This is a genomic window from Nonomuraea cypriaca (assembly GCF_015645445.1).
Classification (GTDB): domain Bacteria; phylum Actinomycetota; class Actinomycetes; order Streptosporangiales; family Streptosporangiaceae; genus Nonomuraea; species Nonomuraea cypriaca.
On record NZ_JADOGI010000132.1, the window covers coordinates 1 to 20,107 of the forward strand.

At 69.8% G+C, this 20,107-nt stretch carries 19 protein-coding genes; 9 read left to right on the top strand and 10 right to left on the bottom strand.

The window, feature by feature from the left end:
• The first annotated feature begins 208 nt into the window (after positions 1–208).
• Positions 209–697: a hypothetical protein gene (locus ITP53_RS34365; protein WP_195899628.1), complete on the top strand. Its 489-nt coding sequence runs from the start codon at positions 209–211 to the stop codon at positions 695–697.
• Positions 698–715: 18 nt separating this feature from the next.
• On the opposite strand, the gene ITP53_RS34370 is transcribed toward ITP53_RS34365, so the two are convergent.
• Positions 716–1,447: a class I SAM-dependent methyltransferase gene (locus ITP53_RS34370; RefSeq protein WP_195899629.1), complete on the bottom strand. Its 732-nt coding sequence runs from the start codon at positions 1,445–1,447 to the stop codon at positions 716–718.
• Positions 1,448–1,647: 200 nt separating this feature from the next.
• On the opposite strand from ITP53_RS34370, the gene ITP53_RS34375 reads away from it, so the two are divergent.
• Complete coding sequence (locus ITP53_RS34375) at positions 1,648–2,646, top strand: glycoside hydrolase family 19 protein (protein ID WP_207756801.1); 999 nt, start codon at positions 1,648–1,650, stop codon at positions 2,644–2,646.
• Positions 2,647–2,760: 114 nt separating this feature from the next.
• Here ITP53_RS34375 and ITP53_RS34380 read toward each other — a convergent pair whose 3' ends face one another.
• The 3 genes from ITP53_RS34380 to ITP53_RS34390 all read right to left on the bottom strand — a co-directional run bounded on the left by ITP53_RS34380 (position 2,761) and on the right by ITP53_RS34390 (position 5,012).
• A complete protein-coding gene (locus ITP53_RS34380) occupies positions 2,761–3,345 on the bottom strand; it encodes an ABC transporter permease (RefSeq protein ID WP_236051478.1) in 585 nt (194 codons plus the stop codon).
• The gene (locus ITP53_RS34385) at positions 3,248–4,219 is read right to left on the bottom strand and encodes an ABC transporter ATP-binding protein (protein WP_328816684.1); all 972 of its coding nucleotides are present in this window, start codon (positions 4,217–4,219) and stop codon (positions 3,248–3,250) included. Before ITP53_RS34385 ends, ITP53_RS34380 begins: the two co-directional genes overlap by 98 nt.
• 100 nt (positions 4,220–4,319) lie before the next feature.
• Entirely contained in the window at positions 4,320–5,012 is a 693-nt protein-coding gene (locus ITP53_RS34390; RefSeq protein WP_195899632.1) for a hypothetical protein, read from the bottom strand.
• Positions 5,013–5,164: 152 nt separating this feature from the next.
• Here ITP53_RS34390 and ITP53_RS34395 point away from each other — a divergent pair, with 152 nt between their 5' ends.
• Together ITP53_RS34395 and pip are read left to right on the top strand one after the other, a co-directional pair.
• On the top strand, positions 5,165–5,935 hold the full coding sequence (locus ITP53_RS34395; RefSeq protein ID WP_195899633.1) for a neutral zinc metallopeptidase: 771 nt from the start codon (positions 5,165–5,167) through the stop codon (positions 5,933–5,935).
• A gap of 157 nt (positions 5,936–6,092) precedes the next feature.
• Positions 6,093–7,052: a prolyl aminopeptidase gene (gene pip, locus ITP53_RS34400; RefSeq protein WP_195899634.1), complete on the top strand. Its 960-nt coding sequence runs from the start codon at positions 6,093–6,095 to the stop codon at positions 7,050–7,052.
• On the opposite strand, the gene ITP53_RS34405 is transcribed toward pip, so the two are convergent.
• Positions 7,006–8,214 carry a Cmx/CmrA family chloramphenicol efflux MFS transporter gene (locus tag ITP53_RS34405; RefSeq protein WP_195899635.1) on the bottom strand — a complete coding sequence of 403 codons (1,209 nt, stop codon included), beginning with the start codon at positions 8,212–8,214 and terminating at the stop codon, positions 7,006–7,008. The genes pip and ITP53_RS34405 overlap by 47 nt on opposite strands.
• A gap of 325 nt (positions 8,215–8,539) precedes the next feature.
• Between ITP53_RS34405 and ITP53_RS34410 the strand changes: the two genes are divergently transcribed.
• Complete coding sequence (locus ITP53_RS34410) at positions 8,540–9,190, top strand: haloacid dehalogenase type II (RefSeq protein ID WP_195899636.1); 651 nt, start codon at positions 8,540–8,542, stop codon at positions 9,188–9,190.
• A gap of 3 nt (positions 9,191–9,193) precedes the next feature.
• Here ITP53_RS34410 and ITP53_RS34415 read toward each other — a convergent pair whose 3' ends face one another.
• Positions 9,194–9,976 carry an alpha/beta fold hydrolase gene (locus ITP53_RS34415; protein WP_195899637.1) on the bottom strand — a complete coding sequence of 261 codons (783 nt, stop codon included), beginning with the start codon at positions 9,974–9,976 and terminating at the stop codon, positions 9,194–9,196.
• 136 nt (positions 9,977–10,112) lie between these two features.
• On the opposite strand from ITP53_RS34415, the gene ITP53_RS34420 reads away from it, so the two are divergent.
• Together ITP53_RS34420 and ITP53_RS34425 are read left to right on the top strand one after the other, a co-directional pair.
• Complete coding sequence (locus tag ITP53_RS34420; protein WP_195899638.1) at positions 10,113–10,532, top strand: YciI family protein; 420 nt, start codon at positions 10,113–10,115, stop codon at positions 10,530–10,532.
• Complete coding sequence (locus ITP53_RS34425; protein ID WP_195899639.1) at positions 10,533–11,801, top strand: RNA polymerase sigma factor; 1,269 nt, start codon at positions 10,533–10,535, stop codon at positions 11,799–11,801.
• 262 nt (positions 11,802–12,063) lie between these two features.
• Here ITP53_RS34425 and ITP53_RS34430 read toward each other — a convergent pair whose 3' ends face one another.
• The 3 genes from ITP53_RS34430 to ITP53_RS34440 form a co-directional block, all read right to left on the bottom strand.
• Positions 12,064–12,996, bottom strand: a complete 933-nt coding sequence (locus ITP53_RS34430) for a DUF5996 family protein (RefSeq protein ID WP_195899640.1) — start codon at positions 12,994–12,996, stop codon at positions 12,064–12,066.
• Positions 12,997–13,082: 86 nt separating this feature from the next.
• Positions 13,083–14,267 carry a hypothetical protein gene (locus ITP53_RS34435; protein ID WP_195899641.1) on the bottom strand — a complete coding sequence of 395 codons (1,185 nt, stop codon included), beginning with the start codon at positions 14,265–14,267 and terminating at the stop codon, positions 13,083–13,085.
• A 114-nt stretch (positions 14,268–14,381) separates the two neighbouring features.
• Positions 14,382–16,028 carry a dolichyl-phosphate-mannose--protein mannosyltransferase gene (locus ITP53_RS34440; protein WP_195899642.1) on the bottom strand — a complete coding sequence of 549 codons (1,647 nt, stop codon included), beginning with the start codon at positions 16,026–16,028 and terminating at the stop codon, positions 14,382–14,384.
• A gap of 57 nt (positions 16,029–16,085) precedes the next feature.
• Between ITP53_RS34440 and rsmI the strand changes: the two genes are divergently transcribed.
• Together rsmI and ITP53_RS34450 are read left to right on the top strand one after the other, a co-directional pair.
• A complete protein-coding gene (rsmI, locus tag ITP53_RS34445) occupies positions 16,086–16,955 on the top strand; it encodes a 16S rRNA (cytidine(1402)-2'-O)-methyltransferase (RefSeq protein WP_195899643.1) in 870 nt (289 codons plus the stop codon).
• A gap of 7 nt (positions 16,956–16,962) precedes the next feature.
• On the top strand, positions 16,963–18,555 hold the full coding sequence (locus ITP53_RS34450; RefSeq protein WP_236051479.1) for a dolichyl-phosphate-mannose--protein mannosyltransferase: 1,593 nt from the start codon (positions 16,963–16,965) through the stop codon (positions 18,553–18,555).
• On the opposite strand, the gene ITP53_RS34455 is transcribed toward ITP53_RS34450, so the two are convergent.
• On the bottom strand, positions 18,491–20,038 hold the full coding sequence (locus ITP53_RS34455; RefSeq protein WP_207756804.1) for a hypothetical protein: 1,548 nt from the start codon (positions 20,036–20,038) through the stop codon (positions 18,491–18,493). The two genes, ITP53_RS34450 and ITP53_RS34455, sit on opposite strands and share 65 nt — an antisense overlap.
• Positions 20,039–20,107 lie beyond the last annotated feature (69 nt).

A 20,107-nucleotide genomic window follows, 5' to 3' on the forward strand; every position in this document is an offset into this window, starting at 1 on the left:
GATCCGCGGCTGTCACCGCGCCTGCGTATTCCTGAGGCTGGGGCATGACGATACGGTCACACACCCCAGCCATCTCACGCTGAGAAACCGGACGATCGCTGAACGCGATCTAGGCATGTAGTACTAGTCCGCGGCGGCTCGAGCCTCTAATCGCGTCATATCGAATGCGTACGCGACACGCATTCATTCCGCGTGTCATCATGCGCGCATGATCGAATCGCCGCTCCACCCGCCGCTCGCGGTGGAGGAGCCGGGCAGAAGAATCGTGCTGGCCGGTCTGGTCGGCATCATTCTTCCCATCGGTCTCCTGGCGTGGGTGTGGCTGTGGCTGATGGTCAACCTCTTTCCCGAACGGTGCGGGCATTTCGGATGTTTCGGCTATCTCTTTCAGGCGTGGGAGATCGGGCGCTGGGTCGCGGCCTTACTCGCCTGGCCGTTGCTCTATCTGCTGCGCGTACGTCCGGCCTGGCCCGTCGCCATGCTGGCCGCCTTTTTCCTGTCGGCGCTCTGGTCGCTCGGCGAAGCGCTGTTCACCCGGCGCTTCGGCGTCTCCCTCACCCTCATCCTCTACAGCGGAGTCATCGCGTTTCCGCTCGCCGCCCGGATGGCGATGCCGCGCGTTTCCCACCGGCTGCTCATCTGGGTCATCGGGCTGTTCTTGGCGCTTCACACGTACGCCATCCTGCTTCACGAGTGACGCGAAAGCCCCGCGTGTTCACTCCGCCGTTCGCCGCGCGAAGAACACGAATTCCCGGCCCGGCCGGTCCGGCGCGTCGCGGACCTCGTCCACGGAGTATCCGTGCGCGACCAGCGCCGCCTCGACCTCGTCCCGCTCGCGGAAACGAAGCGTCGAGTAGGACGTCAGGACCTCCCCGTCCGCGCCGAACACCCACGTCCCCCTGAACGTCACCAGCGGCCCGTCCACGTCGATCAACTCGACCCAGTTCTCGACCGCCCCGACCCCCTCGATCCTGGCCGGCTTGTACGACCCCGAGCGGTTCCACTCCCGCCAGGCGCGGCGCGCCGGATCACGGGTCTCGAACACGAGATGCCCGCCGGGCCGCAACGCCGCATGGATCCCGCGCAACGTGCCGTCCCAGTCTCCCGGGTCGATGATCGCCTGAGCCACGTTCGCCGTCATGGTCGCGAGGTCGGCCCGCATCGGGGGCAGGGTCGTCGCGTCACCGAGGATCCAGCGCACGCGCTCGCTGCCCGGCTTGGCCCGCGCGACATCGAGCGAACCCTTGGCCGGCTCGACCCCGGTCACCTCGATGCCGCGATCGGCCAGGAGCAACGCGAACGTGCCCGTCCCGCAACCCACGTCCAGCACGTCACGCGCGCCGAGTTCGCCGGCGATGGCGAGGTAGACGTCCAGGTCGCCGCGGTCGGGGTCGAGGGCGTCGTAGACCGCGGCCAGCCGCGGGTGCTCGAAGATGTCGTCAGGCATGCGCAGAAAGATACGCCCGTCTGGCACGGGGTTCGACAGAAAAGGCGGGCCTTGCCGAGGTGCCGACCGGCGGCTAGGGTTCGAGTCAACTCTTAGGAAACTTTCCTATAAAAGTGAGGGGTGATCGGGTGACCCGGCAACGTACTCTGGCCGCTCTCGTGGCGGCTGCCGTGGTGGGTGCACTGGCCATGGTGTTACCGATGGCGAGTGCGTCGGCCGCCGCCTGCGCCGGGGCGTGGAACTCCACGGCCGTCTACACCGGTGGCGCGACGGTCTCGTACAACGGTCACAACTGGACGGCCAGGTGGTGGACCCAGAACGAGCGGCCGGGCGGCCCCGAGGTCTGGACCGACAACGGGACCTGCGGCGGAAGCGACGGCGGCGGCACGACGCCGGACTGCGACCACCCGAACTGGCAGGCCGGTACGTTCTACGCCGCCGGCTCCATCGTCAGGTTCTCCGACGGCAAGCTCTACCGGGCCGAACACGACAACCCGGGCTACGACCCGACGATCAGCACGTGGTACTGGGAGCCGTACACCTGCGGCGGCGGTTCGACGACGCCCCCGCCCACCACCGGTGGGTTCGTGGTCAGCCAGGCGCAGTTCAACCAGATGTTCCCGAACCGGAACTCGTTCTACACCTACAACGGCCTGACCGCCGCGCTCAGCGCGTACCCGGGGTTCGCGAAGACGGGCAGCGACACGGTCAGGAAGCAGGAAGCGGCGGCGTTCCTGGCGAACGTCGGCCACGAGACCGGCGGTCTCGTCCACATCGTCGAGCAGAACACCGCGAACTACCCGCACTACTGCGAGCCGAGCCGCCCGTACGGGTGCCCCGCCGGGCAGGCCGCCTACTACGGTCGCGGCCCGATCCAGCTGAGCTGGAACTACAACTACAAGGCGGCCGGTGACGCGCTCGGCATCGACCTGCTGCGCAACCCCAACCTCGTGCAGAACGACGCGGCGATCGCCTGGAAGACCGGCCTGTGGTACTGGAACACCCAGACCGGCCCCGGCACCATGACCCCGCACAACGCCATGGTCAACGGCGCCGGATTCGGTGAGACCATCCGCAGCATCAACGGCGGCCTGGAGTGCAACGGCGGCAATCCGGGCCAGGTACAGAGCCGGATCGCCAGCTACCAGCGGTTCGTCCAGATCCTCGGGACCACTCCCGGCGGCAACCTGACCTGCTGACCGCGACCCCACCCGCCTCCGGCTTCGGCTCAGCGGAGGCGGGTGTAGGTCGGCTCGAAGCCGAGATCCCAGGTCATCCCGTCGGCCAGGGTCGCCGCCACGACGACGCGGGCGTCATGAGCGGCGCGGATCCCACCGGAAGTACTTCCTGGCGGACCACAGGCCGACGCCGATCCAGAGCAGCCCGATCCCGAGCCCCGTGGCGGACACCTGGAAACCCTCGAGGAAGCCGACCACCGGCGCGGCGTCGTGGCCGAAGTCGCGGCCCAGGTACGCGGTGCGCATCATGGTCACGATCGGGGTCAGCGGCAGCAGCTCGGCGACCCGCTGCCCCCAGTCGGGCAGGACCGACAGCGGGAACATCATCCCCGCGCCCAGCAGGCTGCCGAACAACACCGGCAGCGCCACGAGCTGCGCCACCTCGTAGTTGGGGATGAGCCCTGCGGTCCCGATCGCCAGCGCCGCGAACACGGCGGCCCCGAGCAGGAACGCCACCAGCATCAGCGGGATGTTACGCGGTAGCGGTGCCCCCGTGACCGCCATCGCGTACGCCAGGATGAGCGCGCCCTGCACGGCCCCGATCAGGGTGGCGTGCACCACGTCACCCGCGAAGAGAGCGCTGGTGGGCAGCGCGCTGCCGCGCAGCCGCTTGTAGACGCGCTCCTCCCGCCGCACGACGATGCTCGCGCTGATCGTCATGTACGAGAACGGAAAGACCACCGCCAGCGCCCCCACCGCGCCGAACACCGACGCCGGCACACCGCCCACGGTGCCGCCGGAGGCCGGGCCCGCGGGTCTCGACGGTGTACGCGTCGCCGTCCAGCCTGATCGTGCGCCGATCCTGGCCGACGTCGTACGGGAGGTCGCCGGGCTGTACGGCGGCCAGCCGGAACGTGATGCGGGTGCCCCGCTCGCCGAGCACGTCGGCGAGCGTGCCCTCGGTGACGATCCGGCCCTCGTGCATGATCGCCAGGCGGTGCGCGAGATGCTGGGCCTCGTCCAGGTAATGGGTGGTGAGCAGGACCGTGGTGCCCTCCTCGACCATGCCCCTGATCAGCGACCACACGTTGCGCCGCGCCTCCGGGTCCAGGCCAGTGGTCGGCTCGTCGAGGAACAGCACCTCGGGACGTCCCAGCACGGCCAGCGCCAGGTCGAGCCGCCGCTTCTCACCTCCGGAGAGCCCGCCCACGCGTACGCGCTCGCGGTGCGCGAGCCCCACCCGCTCCAGCGCCGCGCCCCGCTCCATGGCCCGCGGGGTCCAGCGGCGCCAGGCGTCGACGGTCTCGGCGACGGTGAGGTCCTTGTAGAAGCCGGCCTCCTGGAGCACGATGCCCATCCGGTGGCGTACCTCGGCCCGCTGGGCGAAGGGGTCGTGGCCGAGTACGCGCACCTGGCCCTCGGTCGGGGCGTGGTAGCCCTCAAGCACGTCGAGCGTCGTCGTCTTGCCTGCTCCGTTGGTGCCGAGGAGGGCGTACAGTTCACCGCGGCCGACCTCGAAGGCTATGCCGCGGACCGCCTCGAAGTCGTCGTACCTCTGGTGCAGGTTTCGCACCTCGATCGCACTCGTGTTCACGAGGCTTACTGTGCAGGTACGAGGGCATTGTCCGGCAGTGCCGGGTCTCAGCTAGTGTTCGTGAGTTTCACCCGGGTTGCCGGTGACATTTGTCACCCGGTCAGTCGAGGATCCTCTCGATCAGGTTCGTGACGTTCAAGGCCTCGATGAGCGGCGTGGCCGCCGGGCCCTGGTTCACCGAGACGCACGCCGTGCCGACCAGGAGCGGGGCCAGCAGCTGCCCGGCCCCCATGTCGTCGAGCGGCGACCCTTCGGCCCGTACGCAGACCGGCCTGCCCGCGGTGATCGTCTCGAGCAACCGGACGACGTCGGTGGTGTCGGTGACGTCGACGGCGTCGGTGATGTCGGTGATGTCGGTGATGTCGGTGATGTCGGTGGCGTCGGCGGGAAGGGTGGGGGTCGCCGTCGCGGCGCCGGCACTCGTGGTGGCATCGGAGCACGCCCGTATCTCCTGGGTGAGCGCTTCGAACCACCGCTCGGCGAACCCCTCCGTGACCGGAGCACTGCCGCTCGGGGCGGGCGATGTGGTCGGTGATGGGGCCGGCGACGGGACGGCGGCCGTCGACACGGTGTCGCGGGTGGCCTCTTCGATGAGGTCCGCCACGATGTCGGCGTCGATGTTGCCGGTCAGGGGCGGCGGCGGTGACATGTCGAAGCTGAAGTAGTCGTTGTAGCCGCACGTTGGCGCGCTGACGGAACTGTCGTCGGCGCCCGCCGGCCAGGCGGCCGTCAGCAGTCCGGCGGAAGTCGCGGTGAATACGGCGGCGATGACGGTAATGGGATGCTTGAACATGATGCCCCCTGCGGATGGTCATTCAGTAAGTGTCCGCAGTGATGATTACCCTTAGTGGTGTTTCACGTACTTCATAGTTAGATCTAGCCCTCTTTACCGGGTACGCCGAAGCCGACTTGTCGGCACACAAGCCGGGCCCTATTGTCACGGCTGTGAAACTTCTCTGGACAGCAACGCTTGCGGGCGCCCTCATGGTGCCTTTAACGGGTACGGCTACCGCATATCCCGTCAAACACCCCAAGCTAATCGATAACGCCCTCTATGCGGCCGGTCGACTGCCCACCACGACCTGCGAAGAGCCGTCGGTCAAGCGCAACGACCGCAAGCGGGCCCGCGCCTATCTCGACGCGGTCGTCGCCTGCCTGGAAACCACCTGGAAACAGCACCTCACCGGCGCCGGCCTGCCGTACGAGCCGATCAAGGTCCGGCACTATGACAGGATTCCCACGAAGTACTGCGGCTTCACCACGGGAAAGGATGATTCGCAGGCCTGGTACTGCCCCGGCAGTCGCACACTGGCCGTCCAGCTCGGCAAGAGCTGGCTCAAGGACCCGTACGACCTGTTCCTGTTCAACACGGCCGCCTCCATGTACGGCTATCACGTACAGAACCTCGTCGGAATTACCGATGCCTACGATGCCATCCCCTATCGGAATAAATCCGAATTGTACGAGCAGGGGAGACGTGAGAGCCTGCAGGCCGAATGCCTCGGCGACGCTTTCCTGAAGAGCGTCTGGCCGATGAAGGGCAGGACCGCCAAGGACTGGAACCACTACCTCAGCGTCATCGAAGGCGACGGACCGGGGGACAAGCGCGAACTCGGCAAGACGGCCACCATCAGGTCCTGGGCCAAGCGCGGCTTCGCCGCCGGCGATCCGGGTTCGTGCGACACCTGGACGGCGTCGTCCTCGAAGGTGGCGTGATCGTCATCTGGTGAACCGCGGCGGTGGTCGCCCGCGGGCGACCACCGTGAGAGGACTGGACATGCGCACACTGCTCGCGTGCTTGTTCGTGAGCTCCAGTCGCTCGAGTGAGCGCTAATATACCAGCGCTGTTACATTCTTGGGAGGAGCCCGGCCCTTGTATCCCGCGATCGAGCCGTACGAGCACGGCATGCTCGACACCGGCGACGGCAACGACATCTACTGGGAGGTCTGCGGCAACCCGGACGGCAAGCCCGCGCTGGTCGTGCACGGAGGCCCTGGATCCGGCTGCAGGCCGGGCGCACGCCGTCCGTTCGACCCGGAGCGCTACCGGATCGTCCTGTTCGACCAGCGCAACTGCGGCCGCAGCCGCCCGCACGCCAGTGACCCCGCGACCGACCTGAGCAGGAACACCACGCAGCACCTCATCGCCGACATGGAACGACTGCGTGAGCGCCTCGGCATCGACAGGTGGCTGCTGCACGGCGGCTCCTGGGGTTCGACGCTGATGCTGGCCTACGCCGAGACCCATCAGGAACGGGTCTCTGAGATGGTCATCGGCGGCGTCACCACCACGCGCCGCTACGAGATCGACTGGCTCTACCGGGGCGTCGGGCGGTTCTTCCCGGAGGAGTGGGAGCGGTTCAAACAGGGCGTGCCACAGGCCGACCGCGACGGCGACCTCTTCGGGATCATCGCGGCGTACTCACGGCTCATGGCCGACCCCGACCCCGAGGTGCGGGTGAAGGCGGCCCACGACTGGACCGCCTACGAGGACGCGGTGATCTCCCTGGAGCCCAACGGCAAGCCGAACGCGTACAGCGACCGGCCTGCCGACGCCCTGCTGGCGTTCACCAGGATCTGCGCACACTACTTCTCGAACGGCGCCTGGCTGGAGGAGGGCGTGCTGCTGCGGGAGGCAGGGAAGCTGGCCGGCATCCCCGGCGTGCTCATCCACGGCCGGCTGGACCTCGGCGGCCCGCTCGACACGCCCTGGCAACTGGCCCAGGCGTGGCCGGACGCCAGGCTGGTCGTCGTGGAGGACTCCGGGCACACCGGCAGCGACACGTTCAGCGACGAGATCGTCTCCGCGCTGGACTCCTTCGCGGCCCGCTGAGCGGGCGCGCCGCCGCGGGGTCACGCCAGCGAGCCCAGCCGGCCAGTCCGATGACCAGCGCCGCGGTCGCCAGCAGGGCGCTCACCCACAGCGGCGAGCGGAAGCCGAGCCCGGCGTCGATCGCGACCCCGCCGAGCCACGGCCCGGCCGCGGCGCCCACGTTGAGCGCCGCCGTCGCGAACGCCCCGCCCAGCGTCGGAGCGCCGGTGGCCGCGTAGAGCACCTGCGAGATCAACGTGGCACCGACGGCGAACGACAGCGTCCCCTGCACGAACACCAGGGCGACGGCCGCCACCGGATGCCCGGCCGTCCAGGCGAAGAGCGCCCAGCCGACCGGCAGGGCCGCTCCGCCGATCATGAGGAGCCGGACGGGCCGCGCGTCGGCGATCCGCCCGCTGAGGGTCACTCCCGCGAACGAGCCGAGCCCGAACAACGCCAGCATGACGGGCATCCAGCCCACCCCGATGCCGGTGACGCCCGTGAGCAGCGGCACGAGGTACGTGAACGCGCAGAAGGTGGCCCCGTTCACCAGGGCCCCGAGGAGCAGGATCACCAGCAGACGGGGTCGGCGCAGCACGCGCGACTCCTGGCGGACGCTCGTACCGGAGTCCGTGGCGGTGCCGGCCGGGACCGACCTCATGACCGCGACGACGGCGGGGACCAGGGCGACGGCCACCGCCCAGAACGCCGCGCGCCACCCCCACATCTCGCCCAGCAGCGCCCCGGCGGGCACGCCGGCGACGCACGCCATGGTGACCCCGCCGAGCAGCACGGAGGTGGCGCGGCCCTTGGCGTCAGGACGGACCATGCCGATGGCGGTCGCCATGGCCACGGCCAGGAACCCGGCGTTGGCCAGCGCCGCGACGACGCGGGTGGCCAGCAGCACGGCGTAGTCGGTGGTGACCGCGCCGACGACGTGGACGGCCAGGAACACGAGCAGGAACGTCAGCAGCGCGCGCCGCCTGGACCAGCGCAGGCTGAACGCGGCCATGAGCGGCGCCCCGGCCACCATCCCCACGGCGAACGCCGAGGTCAGCAGACCCGCGGCGGAGATGGACACGTGCAGGTCGCGCGCGATGCCGGGCACCAGCCCGGACAGCATGAACTCGGACGTCCCCTGGGCGAAGACCGCCAGTCCGAGCAGGTAAACAGCGAAAGGCATGAGAAATCCCGCGACTGTGAATCGACAAGGAAGCGGGCAGGCCGAAGGAGGGGTCCTGCCGCGCGGTGGGACCTGCCGGCGTCGCCGAGGCATGGTCCAGCTCGAACACGACATCCCGATGGCGGTCGCGGACGCTCAGAGAAGGCGCGGGCGACGACGCGAAGGAGCCACCGGACGAGCGGTGGCTAGCGTCTTGACGCTTCGGGGCTGGACACCCGGGCAACGTAGCAAGACCGGACGCGCCCGTCCAATCGATTTCCGGTCGGGGGCCGGTGCGAGGGCGTGTCGGTGGCGATCGGCGTACGCCGGAGCCGAGGATGAGGCCATGACCACGAGGCCACAGGTAGTGATCTTCGACGTGAACGAGACGCTCACGGACATGGAGCCGTTGCGGACCACCTTCGAGGAGGTGGGCCTGCCCGGCGAGCTGATGCGGACCTGGTTCGTGAGCGTGCTGCGGGACGGGCTCGCGCTCACGATCGGAGGCGGCTACGCGGGCTTCGGCGAGATCGGCGCGGACGTCCTCAGGGGGCTCGGCCTGAACGAGAAGGCGATCGGGCACGTGCTGAGCGCGTTCACCGAGCTGGGGGTGCATCCCGACGTGCCCGAGGGCATGCGGTTGCTGCGCGAGGGCGGCATCCGCCTGTTCACCATGACCAACGGCGCGGCGGCCATGACCGAGGACATCCTGCGCCGCGAAGGGCTGCTCGACCTGGTCGAGGCCACCCTGGACGTGAGCGGTCCCCGAGCGTGGAAGCCGGCCCGCGCCGCCTACGCGTACGCCGTCGAGCGCGCCGGCGTACGGCCGGACCAGGCGGCGCTGGTGGCGGTGCACCCGTGGGACATCGACGGCGCCCAGCGCGCGGGCCTGTCGGGGGCGTGGCTGGACCGGCGCGGCACGGCGTACCCGAGGGTGATGAGCGCGCCGCACCTGTCGGCCGTCAGCCTCCCGGCGCTGGCGCGGCTGTGGCTCTGAGCCTCACCCGCCGGCCCGGGTCAGGAAGTCCAGCACGAGCGGGCTCGCCACGTCGCTGAACTCCTCGAAGTACGCGTGCCGCGCCCCCTCGATCAGCCGCAGCTCCGCCGCGGGGATGCGCTCGGCCAACAGCGGGGCGTTGGCGGCCGGGTTGAACACGTCGTCGCTCCCGTGCACGACCAGCGTGGGCGCGGTGATGCGGGGCAGCGCGTCCCAGGAGTCGTGCCCGGCGCTGGCGGCCAGGTGGCGGCGGCGGGCGTACGCGGGCATGGCGGGGTCGCCGACCGTGTGGTACGGCCCGGGGTGGGTGGCCAGCCAGGCGGGGGTGTACATGAGTTCGAGCAGCGCCCGCCCGGCCGCCTCCCGGTCCGGCTGGACCAGCGACCTGCGTACGTCGTTGCTCCGCTCGATCCCGTGGGCGCCGCCCGGCGAGGTGCAGCCGAGCACCAGCGCCTCGACCCGTCCAGGGTGGTCGATCGCCAGCCACTGGGCCACCCGCCCGCCCATCGACGTGCCATAGACGTGCGCCCGCGGCACGTCCAGCTCGTCCAGCACGGCCACGACGTCGGTGGCGAAACCGCGGGTGGTGTACGGCTCGTCGGGTTTGTCGCTGCCGCCCGTGCCGCGGTAGTCCAGCGTGATCGTGAGATGACCGTCGAAGTCCTCGCGTACGGAGTCCCACCAGCGGTGGTCGTTGGCCTGCCCCTGCAGGAGCACGAGAGGCCGCCCGCCGCCGCGGACCTGGTAGGCCAGCTTGACGCCGTCCTGGGTGGTTGCGTATGGCACGCCTACGATGGTGCCGCACGCCGGCCGGCGGACCGGACCCCGGGTCCTCCCGGGAAGAAAAATCCGGGAAGGGTGTCCGGTGCGCCGCCCCGGCTCCGACGTCCCAGGTGAGAGACACCGAAGAGAGGACTCACCGATGAAGTACATGATCCTGTCGTACGCCTCCCAGCGCGACTACGACGTCATGTCGGGCAAGGACTCCGGCGGCCAGGCGAGCTGGAGCGAGGCGGACGTGGCGGCGATGGTCGAGTTCATGACCACGGTCAACCAGGAGCTGGAGGAGTCGGGCGAGCTGGTCGAGACCCGCGCTCTGGCGGCTCCCGTGCACACCAGGCGGCTGGGCTCCAAGGACGGCGTGCCTGTGGTGACCGACGGGCCGTACGCGGAGACCCAGGAGGTCCTGGCCGGTTACTGGATCGTCGACTGCGAGAGCTTCGACCGGGCCACCGAGATCGGCGCCCGGCTGGGGCAGTGCCCGTACCCCGGTGAGGGCTACCCCGACGCCTATGCCGACATCAGGCCCGTCATCGACTCCTCGGCGGACATGGGGTTCTGAGTGCCGGGTGCGGACGAGACCGAGGACCTGCTGCGTGAGCTGGCGCCGCGGGTCCTCGGTGCGCTCGTACGGCGTTACGGGCATTTCGCCATCGCCGAGGACGCCGTACAGGAGGCGTTGCTGGCGGCCGCCACGCAGTGGCCGAAGGAGGGCGTACCCGATGAGCCGCGCGCCTGGCTGGTCACGGTGGCCGCGCGGCGGCTGACCGACCTGCTGCGCAGCGAGCAGGCGCGGCGGCGCAGGGAGGACGCCGTGGCGGCGCGGCGGCTGCCGGACGACTGGCTGGCACCGCCCGCCGACCAGCCGGTGGCCCGAGCTGACGACATAGGGGACGACACGCTCGTGCTGCTGTTCATGTGCTGCCATCCGTCGTTGTCGCCGGCCGCGCAGATCGCGCTCACCCTGCGCGCGGTCGGCGGCCTGACCACGGCGGAGATCTCCCGCGCGTTCCTCGTGCCGGAAGGGACCATGACCCGCCGCATCACCCGCGCCAAGCACCGCATCAGGGACAGCGGCCTGCCGTTCCGCCTGCCGAGCGGGCCCGAGCGGGCCGAGCGGCTCGGCGCGGTGCTGCACGTGCTCTACCTGATCTTCAACGAGGGGTACGCCAGCACGTCGGGGCCGGAGTTGCAGCGGGCGGAGCTGGCGGCCGAGGCGATCAGGCTGGCCCGCATCGTGCACCGGCTGCTGCCCGGCGACGCCGAGGTGACCGGCCTGCTCGCGCTCATGCTGCTCACCGACGCGCGGCGACCGGCCCGTACCGGCCGGGACGGCGCCCTGATCCCGATGGCCGAGCAGGATCGCGGTCTCTGGAACGCCGCCCAGATCGCCGAGGGCGTCGAGCTCGTCACCGGCGCGCTCTCGCGTGGCGCGCTGGGGCCGTACCAGTTGCAGGCGGCGATCGCGGCGGTGCACGACGAGGCGCCGAGCGCGGAGGAGACCGACTGGGCGCAGATCACGGCACTGTACGAGCTGCTGATGCGGATCGCCGACAACCCCATGGTGGCGCTCAACCACACCGTCGCCGTGGCCATGTCCCGAGGCCCACGGGCGGGGCTCGACCGGCTGGAACGCCTCCAGTCGGACGAGCGCGTCGCCGGCGACCACCGCCTGCACGCGGTCCGCGCCCACCTGCTGGAGATGGCCGGCGACCACGCGGCCGCGTGCGCGTCGTACGAGGAGGCGGCCGGGCTCACGACCAGCTTTCCGCAGCAGCGCTACCTGCGCGCACGAGCGGCCCGGCTCAGAGCCTCCCCTGACTCGCCGTGATCGTGTTCCTCGGCTCGCCCGCCGACGGCGACATCACGGGAGAGCCGTTGAAAATCACCGGGCGGAGATGGGAATGTCCGGGGGTCAGGTGTGGTTACATAACTCGTGGTCGGTGTGTCCAGTGTCCCCGGGCCTCAACTATTGCCTTCGCGGACTACCGTTCGGCTGGAGCCGCGTTGTGCGCATCGCCGAGAGGCGACCTGCACACCGGTACGCACGCGTGGAGCGCCCGTCCTCTCCGGAGGGCGGGCGCTCTCGTTGTCTAGACCTTGCCGTAGTACGGATCCGTGACGCCCCCAGGACTGCTCAACGCCTCCGTGTCCACGTGCGTCAGCCTGGCCCCCGCCTGGTAAGCGCTGTCCAGGAACTCCAGCACGGCCATGACCGGATCCCCCATCGCCCGGACGTCGTCGTAGCGCAGGATCGCAAGGTGGCTGCCCCGCGCAGCGATCCACTCGGCCTGCTCCGGGTGCAGCGGCTCCCGCTCCAGCCCCTCGGGCTCAGGCGCGGTGTAGGAGTAGAACGCCGGCCACGGCCGCTCGCTGTCCCCGAACCAGAACCCCGAGCTGATGACCTCCCAGCTGTACGCCTCCCGCGTGACCGGGTCGGTGTCCGGCGAGACCCGCACCACACGCCCGGTGAACCGGGTCACGGCGATGTCGAACGTGTGCCAGAAGTGGTGCACCGGGCTGGTCTTCCCGGCGAAGTCCGCGGCGAAGCGGTCGAGGAGCTGCGCGACCTGGGCCAGGATCCGCCAATACCGGTTGATCAGCACCGGGTCGTAGCGCGCGTGCAGGGTGTCCTCGGCGAACGGCGTCTCGTCCCCCAGGTCGAACGGCACCGCCCAGATCTCCGGCCGGATCCCCAGCCCGGCAAGCGTGTCGAACAGCCGCTCGTGGAACGACGACACCGACCGCCCGATCAGGCTGAACTCCGCGCTGCGCCCGTCGAGCACGTCCACTACCAGGCGGTGGCGTACGAGGTCGAACTCGACGCAGAACAGCGGCTGCTCGCCCAGCCCGCCCATCGGCCGTGTGGTCAGCCCGCGCCCCGTCGGATGGAAGGGCACCTGCCACCAGTGATTGCGCCGGTTGCTCGACGTCAGCCGGATCTTCCCGACGATCTGGGCGAACCGGTGAAAGGTTTCCTTGGTCTCGGACCACTCAGCGAGTGGCATGGCCGGGAACAGCTCCATGACGGCCCCCTCCGGCGTAGAGCTCCTCGGGCAATCATAACTACCCGCCGTATTCGGACAGCTCCCGAGGGCCATGCGCGGGGAGCTCAGCCGGAGCTGACGTACTTCCTGGGACGCAGCGCGTGGGCGCGCAGGGCCGCCAGAGCCGCGAGGTGACCGGCCCGGTCCATCCGCACGACCAGTTCGTCGCTGAACGCCAGCCCCAGCGCCGTGAGCTGGGCGACCAGGTCGGCCACGGGCGCGGCGACGTCCTCCAGGCCCGTGGTGGGATGCCAGCCCTCGCCTCCGACCACCTCCGCGACCTGTTCGAGCAGCTTGGCCGGCGACATCAGCGTGCCGTCGGCGAGCAGCATGAGCGCGGCCTCGCGCGCCGACACCTCGAACTCGTGCTCACCCTTGGCCAGCAGCAGCCGGGTGACCGCCGACCACATGGCCTCGGGCGAGTTGAGCAGCCGCCTGCCGTAGGCGGTGATGGCCAGCTTGGCGCCGTCGCGGCTGATCGCGCCCAGCTCCCGCTCGGCCAGCTCGCGCAGCCTCAAAGCCTCGGGGGAGGGCGCCAGCCGCAGCGGCAGGCTCTCCTCCGAGGCGGCCAGGGCGAGCAGCCGGTGCAGGGCGGGCAGGGGTTGCGGGGCCACGGGAGCGTGCAGGCGCACCTCGAACGGCTGCGCCAGCTCCCGCCTGGCCGGCCCGCGCCCCAGCACCCAGCGGTTGAGCCGCTCGCCGTGCACCCGGTTGATCCAGGTGTCGCCGCCCAGGTCGGACCTCGGCTCGGTGAGCCAGCGGCGGGTCAGGGCGGCGCGGTCGACGGTGTCACCGGAGACGATCGCCAGCTCGAGCGCCGCCGAGCAGGCGATGTGCGCGCCCAGCTCCTCCGGCCCCATGATCATGCTCCACTGCAGCTCGGGCACGTCGGGCGGGAGCACCCCCGTGGCCTCCAGCGCCTGCTGGTAGGCGCTGGTGCCCGCGTCCTCGCCTTCCCTGGCGTACGTACGCAGGATCTGCAGGGTCGTGGGGGAGACGCACAGCGCCGCGTAGCGCGACATCCCGCCCAGCTGGAGCAGCCGCCCCAGGGAGCGGGCCAGGCGCTCGTGGTCGCCGCCCACCTTGAGCGGCAACGTGTACCAGAGGAACTCGCAGACGTCGAGCTGGGTCACCGTCTCCAACGGCTCCCCACCCGTCAACCATTGGACGGCGGTCCTGGCCTCTTCTGCCAGGTCCGGCTGAGATCGCTCCAACTCGGCGAGAAGGGCGGTGACATCCGGTGCACTCATGCCTCGAAGTTTGCCGTATCGACCCCAGGCCTGACGATGACCGAATCCGGTGCGTATTGGGTCTTGCACAGCGACTACCCTAAGAAAGCAATCTAAAACGGACAGTAAGCCGGGTCAGATCCACCGCTTTTCAAAGAGCATCCGTGCCTTCCACTCGGTGTACGGCAGCAACTCGCCGGACAGAACCGGATGCAGCCACCAGAAGTTGATCAGTGCCAGCAGCGCGAACGCACCGACGACAGCGGCTCCGATCGTACGCCGTAGGGGCATGCCCCCCGTGGCCGAGGGGGTGGCCGAGGGGGTGGCAGGCCCTATCAGCAGGCCGGCGCACAGGGTGATGGCGAGCACCATGAACGGCACCATCGGGATGGCGTAGAAGAGGAACATCGTGCGGTTGTCCGCGAGGGCGAAGTAGAACCACGGCAGCCAGCCCATCGCGTACGCCAGCAGCACGGCCCCGGCCCGCCAGTCGCGGGTGGAGACGTACCACGCGATCAGGGCGACCAGCGCGGCCACCGCGCCGAACCAGATCACCGGCGTGCCCACGCCGAGCACCGCCTCGGAGCAGTCCTTGACGCCGCACACGTCCTGCCTGCCCTCGTAGTAGAAGGCGACGGGACGCAGCAGCAGCGGCCACTGCCACGGCTCTGACATGTAGGGATGTGAGGTCTCCAGGCCGCTGTGGAAGGTGAAGACCTGCCACTGGTACTGGATCCACGACCGCATCGAGTCGATGACGAAGAAGAACGGATTGCCCGGTGAGGTGGCCCGGTCCCAGTTGCGCCCGTAGCCGGTGGCGGTCACGAACCAGCCCGTCCAGGTGGCCATGTACGCCACGAACGGCACGATCGCGAACGCCAGGATCCCGTGCGGCACGTCCTTGTTGAACGCCCCCACGTACGGATGGCGCAGCCCCACGGCACGGCGCGCCCCGAAGTCCCACAGCAGCGACATGATCCCGAACGCGACCGCGAACGCCAGCCCCGACCACTTGACCGACATCGACATCGCCAGGCACACCCCGGCCGCGATCCGCCACGGCCTGAGCCCCAGCCACGGCCCGTGCGACGATATCGGCGACGTCTCGTACCAGGACACCAGCCGCTCCCGCGCCCGATCCCTGTCGACCACCAGGCACGCGAACGCGGCCAGCACCCAGAACATCAGGAAGATGTCCAGCAGCGCCGTGCGCGACAACACGAAGTGCAGGCCGTCCAGCGCCAGCAGCAGCCCGGCGAAGCAGCCGAGCAGCGTCGAGCGGGTCATCCGGCGCGCCACCCTGGCCAGGATGAGGATCGACAACGTGCCGATCACCGCCGCCGCGACACGCCAGCCGAACGGGTTGAGCCCGAACAGCCACTCGCCCACGCCGATCATCCACTTGCCCAGCGGCGGGTGCACCACGTAGGAGGCGCACTTGTCGAGCGTCTCGGCGGTGCACGACTGCCAGATGTCGGTGTTGCCGGCGACGATCGCCTTGTCCGCGTCCTTGATCGTCACCCGCTCGACACCCCAGGTGATCAGCGAGTACGCGTCCTTCATGTAGTACGTCTCGTCGAACACCACCGAGCTGGGATGCCCGAGACCGATGAAGCGCAGGATGCCGCCGAACAGCGTGATCAGCAGCGGGCCGATCCATCCCCACATGACGCTCCCGCGCATGGGAGGTATGACCCGATCGCGTACAGACATCGTCTTGGGCTGGCTCTCGCCGACCTCCGAGCTCTCGTAGGCCTGGTACGGGGAATCGGTCACCGCCATTCGGACATCGTACGGGCCCCAAGCCGGTGCGTACCCAAGAAACACCGCCCAATTGGGATGCCCTGCCACAATGGTCAGGTGACTGTGAACGGCAGGTTGGTGCTGGCAGGGGCGCCCATAGGGCAGGCGGGCGACGTGTCGCCGCGACTGCGCGAGGTGCTGGGGAGCGCCGACGTGGTGGCCGCGGAGGACACCAGGCGGCTGCGCAGGCTCGCGGCCGACCTCGGCGTGGAGATCATGGGCCGGGTGGTGTCCTACTACGACCAGAACGAAGCGGTACGGGCCCAGGAGCTCGTCGAGACGCTCAAACAGGGCCGCACGGTCGTGGTCATCACGGACGCGGGCATGCCGGGCGTCTCCGACCCCGGCTACCGCCTGACCAGGCTCGCGGTCGAGGAGGGCATCACGGTGACCGCGTTGCCAGGACCGAGCGCCGTCACCACCGCGCTGGCCGTGTCCGGGCTGGCAAGTGACCGCTTCTGCTTCGAGGGGTTCCCGCCGCGCAAGCCCGGCGACCGGGTCCGCCGCCTGGCCGCCCTGGCCGGCGAGGAGCGCACGATGGTCTTCTTCGAGGCGCCGCACCGGCTGGCCACCTCCCTGGAGGCGATGGCGCAGGCGTTCGGTCCCGACCGGCGGGCCGCGGTGTGCCGCGAGCTGACCAAGACGTACGAGGAGGTGCGCAGGGGCGGCCTCGGCGAGCTGGCCGGGTGGGCGGCCGCGGGCGTCAAGGGCGAGATCACAGTCGTGGTCGCGGGCCACGTGGCCGGCGAGGGGGAGCAGGACCTCGACAAGCTGGTGGCGGAGGTGGACCGCAGGGTCGCCGAGGGCGAGCAGCGCAAGCTCGCCATCGCCGACGTGGCCAAGGGGGCCGGGATCCCCAAACGAGAGCTGTATGACCTGGTTCACAGGAGATCCACCACGCCATAGGGTGCGCATGGTGAGAAATTGGGGGGTTTTAGCTCAGCGGCTGGTCCCACCGATCCAGGGAACCGCCCTGCTGGGCTGGGCCGGACCGCTCCTGGTCGCACTCTTCGGCGGCATCCTGCGCTTCGTCCGGCTCGGGGAGCCCAGGGCGATCGTCTTCGACGAGACGTACTACATGAAGGACGCTTACTCCCTCATCACGTACGGCGTGGAGCGCACCATGCTGGGGGACGCCGAGAACCCCATCTCCGATCGGCGGATCATGGCGGGCGACCTGGACATCTTCCGGCGGTGCCAGGAAGCCGCCGACTGCGCGTCGTTCGTGGCCCATCCGCCGCTCGGCAAGTGGATGATCGGCGTGGGCGAGTGGCTGTTCGGCATGAACCCGTTCGGCTGGCGGTTCGCGGCGGCCGTGGTCGGCACGCTGTCCATCCTGATCATGGCCAGGGTGGCGCGCCGGATGACGCGTTCCACGCTGCTGGGCTGCCTGGGCGGGCTGCTGCTGGCGCTCGACGGGCTGCACCTGGTGCTGTCGCGTACCGCGCTGCTGGACATCTTCCTGATGTTCTGGGTGCTGGCCGGGTTCGCGTGCCTGGTGGCCGACCGGGACTGGGCGCGGGGGCGGCTGGTGTCCTGGTACGAGACGTCCCCGATGTCGCCGTACGGGCCGCGGCTGGGGCTCAGACCGTGGCGGCTCGCCGCGGGTGCGTGCCTGGGCGCCGCGTGCGCGGTGAAGTGGTCGGGGATCTTCTTCCTGATCGCGTTCGCGGTCATGAGCCTGGTGTGGGACGCGGGGGCCAGGCGGGCGGTGGGGCTGCGGGAGCCGTACCGGGGGGCGCTGGCGTACGACGTGCCAGGTGGGCTGGCGGCGATGGCGCTCGTGCCCGCCGCGACGTTCACCGCGTCCTGGAGCGGGTGGTTCGCGAGCGCCGGCGGCTGGGGGCGTAACTGGGGGCGGGCCACCTCGCCGGGCAGCCCGTTGTTCTTCGTGGTCGACTCGGTGCGGTCGTGGGTGCACTACCAGATGCAGGTGCTCGGCTACCACAGCGGGCTGCACGAGTACCACCAGAACATGTCGGAGCCCTGGGAGTGGCCGCTGCTGATCCGGCCCGTGTTGTTCCACTACCCGTCGGACCTGCCCCCGTCGGCGTGCGGGGCCGACAAGTGCTCGCAGGCCGTCCTCGGGGTCGGCACCCCCGCCCTGTGGTACGCCGCCGTGCTCGCCCTGGTCGGCCTCATCGCCTGGTACGTCGCCACCCGCGACTGGCGGGCCGGGGCGACGCTGCTGGCCGTCGCGGCCGGCTGGCTGCCGTGGTTCTACTACGCCGTCCACGACAACCGGACGATGTACCTGTTCTACATGATCCCCGTGGTGCCGTTCATGGTGCTGGCGCTCGTGCTCATGGCGGGGCTCGCCCTCGGCAGGGAGAACGCCGCCCCGGCCAGGCGGGCGACCGGGGCCGCGGCGGTGGGGGCGCTCGCACTCGTCGTGCTGATCAACTTCTGGTGGCTCGCCCCGGTGCTGACCGCCGAGACGATCACGCAGGCAGAGTGGTGGGCTCGGATGCTGATGCGCTCTTGGATGACCGCCGCCCCGAAGTGACGCGGCGGCGCAGCGTGATCGCCGCCGCGATGCAGGCCAGCGGGACGGCCGGCAGGACGTAGCGGTAGTCGAACTCCGCCGTCGCCGCCGGGGCCAGCAGCAGCCCGACCGAGCCCAGCCACGGCAGCACCACGGGACCGCCGAACTTGCGCCACCGGACGACCACGCCGTACAGGCCGACCAGCAGGATGCCGCCGAGCATGATGCCGCGCAGATAGAACACCTTCTGGTAGGCGCTCATGATGTCCGCCCACGGATGCACGATCCGCGTCTCCGGCGGCCCCTGCTCGTAGCTGAACGCGTCGGTGTCGGTCCTGCCGCCCTGGTAGGACGACCACTTCGGCAGCCGCTTCGGCTGCCCGTTCTCGTCGATCTCGTAGTAGGGCTTGAACTGGTACATGTTGTACGTCGACTCGTCAGGGAAGCGCGGCCGCGCCCAGTGGAACGACCGGAAGAAGTCACGCGCGACCACGCCCAGATAGTCGCCGGGCTGCGACAGGATCGCCCGCGTCGCGAACGCGCTGGCGGCCTCGTTGGTGATCTCGCTGAACTTCTTGTTGGTGCCCCACCGGTGCAGCACCTCACCGGTGCCCGTGCCGTCGCCGTTGCCCTGGCCCCACAGATACCACTGTGCGTAGTCCTTGCGCTGCTCGACCGGGTCGTTGATGCACAGGAGCAGGAGTTGGACCTCGCGGTACTTGTCGATGTTCATCTTGTCGCAGTCGGCGAAGATCGCCGTGCGCATGTAGAGGATCAGGCCGTCGCTGTTGGTCATCGCGAACTTCCCGTTCGCGGCGGCGAACCAGCCCATGTACGCCATCACCGGCACCGCGCAGGTGACCACCACCGCCACGATCGGCCGCCAGCCCGTCCGCTTGACCAGCAGGTAGAGCACCACCAGCGCGAGGATCGGCAGCCCGATCGAGCGGGTCAGCCACGTCAGCGCCAGCAGCAGGCCGATGACCGCGCCCGCCTGCCACGACAGCCGCCGTTTCCACAGCACCAGCGTGATCACGCCCACCACCAGCAGCGTGAACATGGTGTCCGACATCACCAGCTGCTCCAGCTGGATCTGGTAGGCGTCGAACAGCACCGGCGCCGCGGCCAGCGTGGCGCCCCACTTCGGCAACGCGAACTTCCTGCGCAGCAACGCGTAGATCAACGCGGCCGTGGCCAGCCCCATCAGGTGCTGGGTGAGGATCACCAGCGTGAAACTGTGGAACGGCTGCAGCAACATCAGCCAGAAGCTGTAGCCGTCCGGTCTGATCGGGTGGGGCCTGGGGTGCAACGCCACGGAGACGTACTCGTAGGAGTCGTTGAACCACATGGCGGGGCCGTAGCCGAGCATGGTGATGAGCCGCAGCACGGCGCCGACGCCGAAGGCCGCGGCGAACACCCGATGCCGGCGCAGGAAGGAGAGAGCACGGGCTGCCCGGCCAGGGGCGGAGTGGTCCACATGGGTAATCTCCGCGACGCTCACCATGCTGTAAAGAATGCCAGTCCTTTTTGGGTCTTGACCCGATCGGGCTGGGGCACAGGGCATGATGGTGTG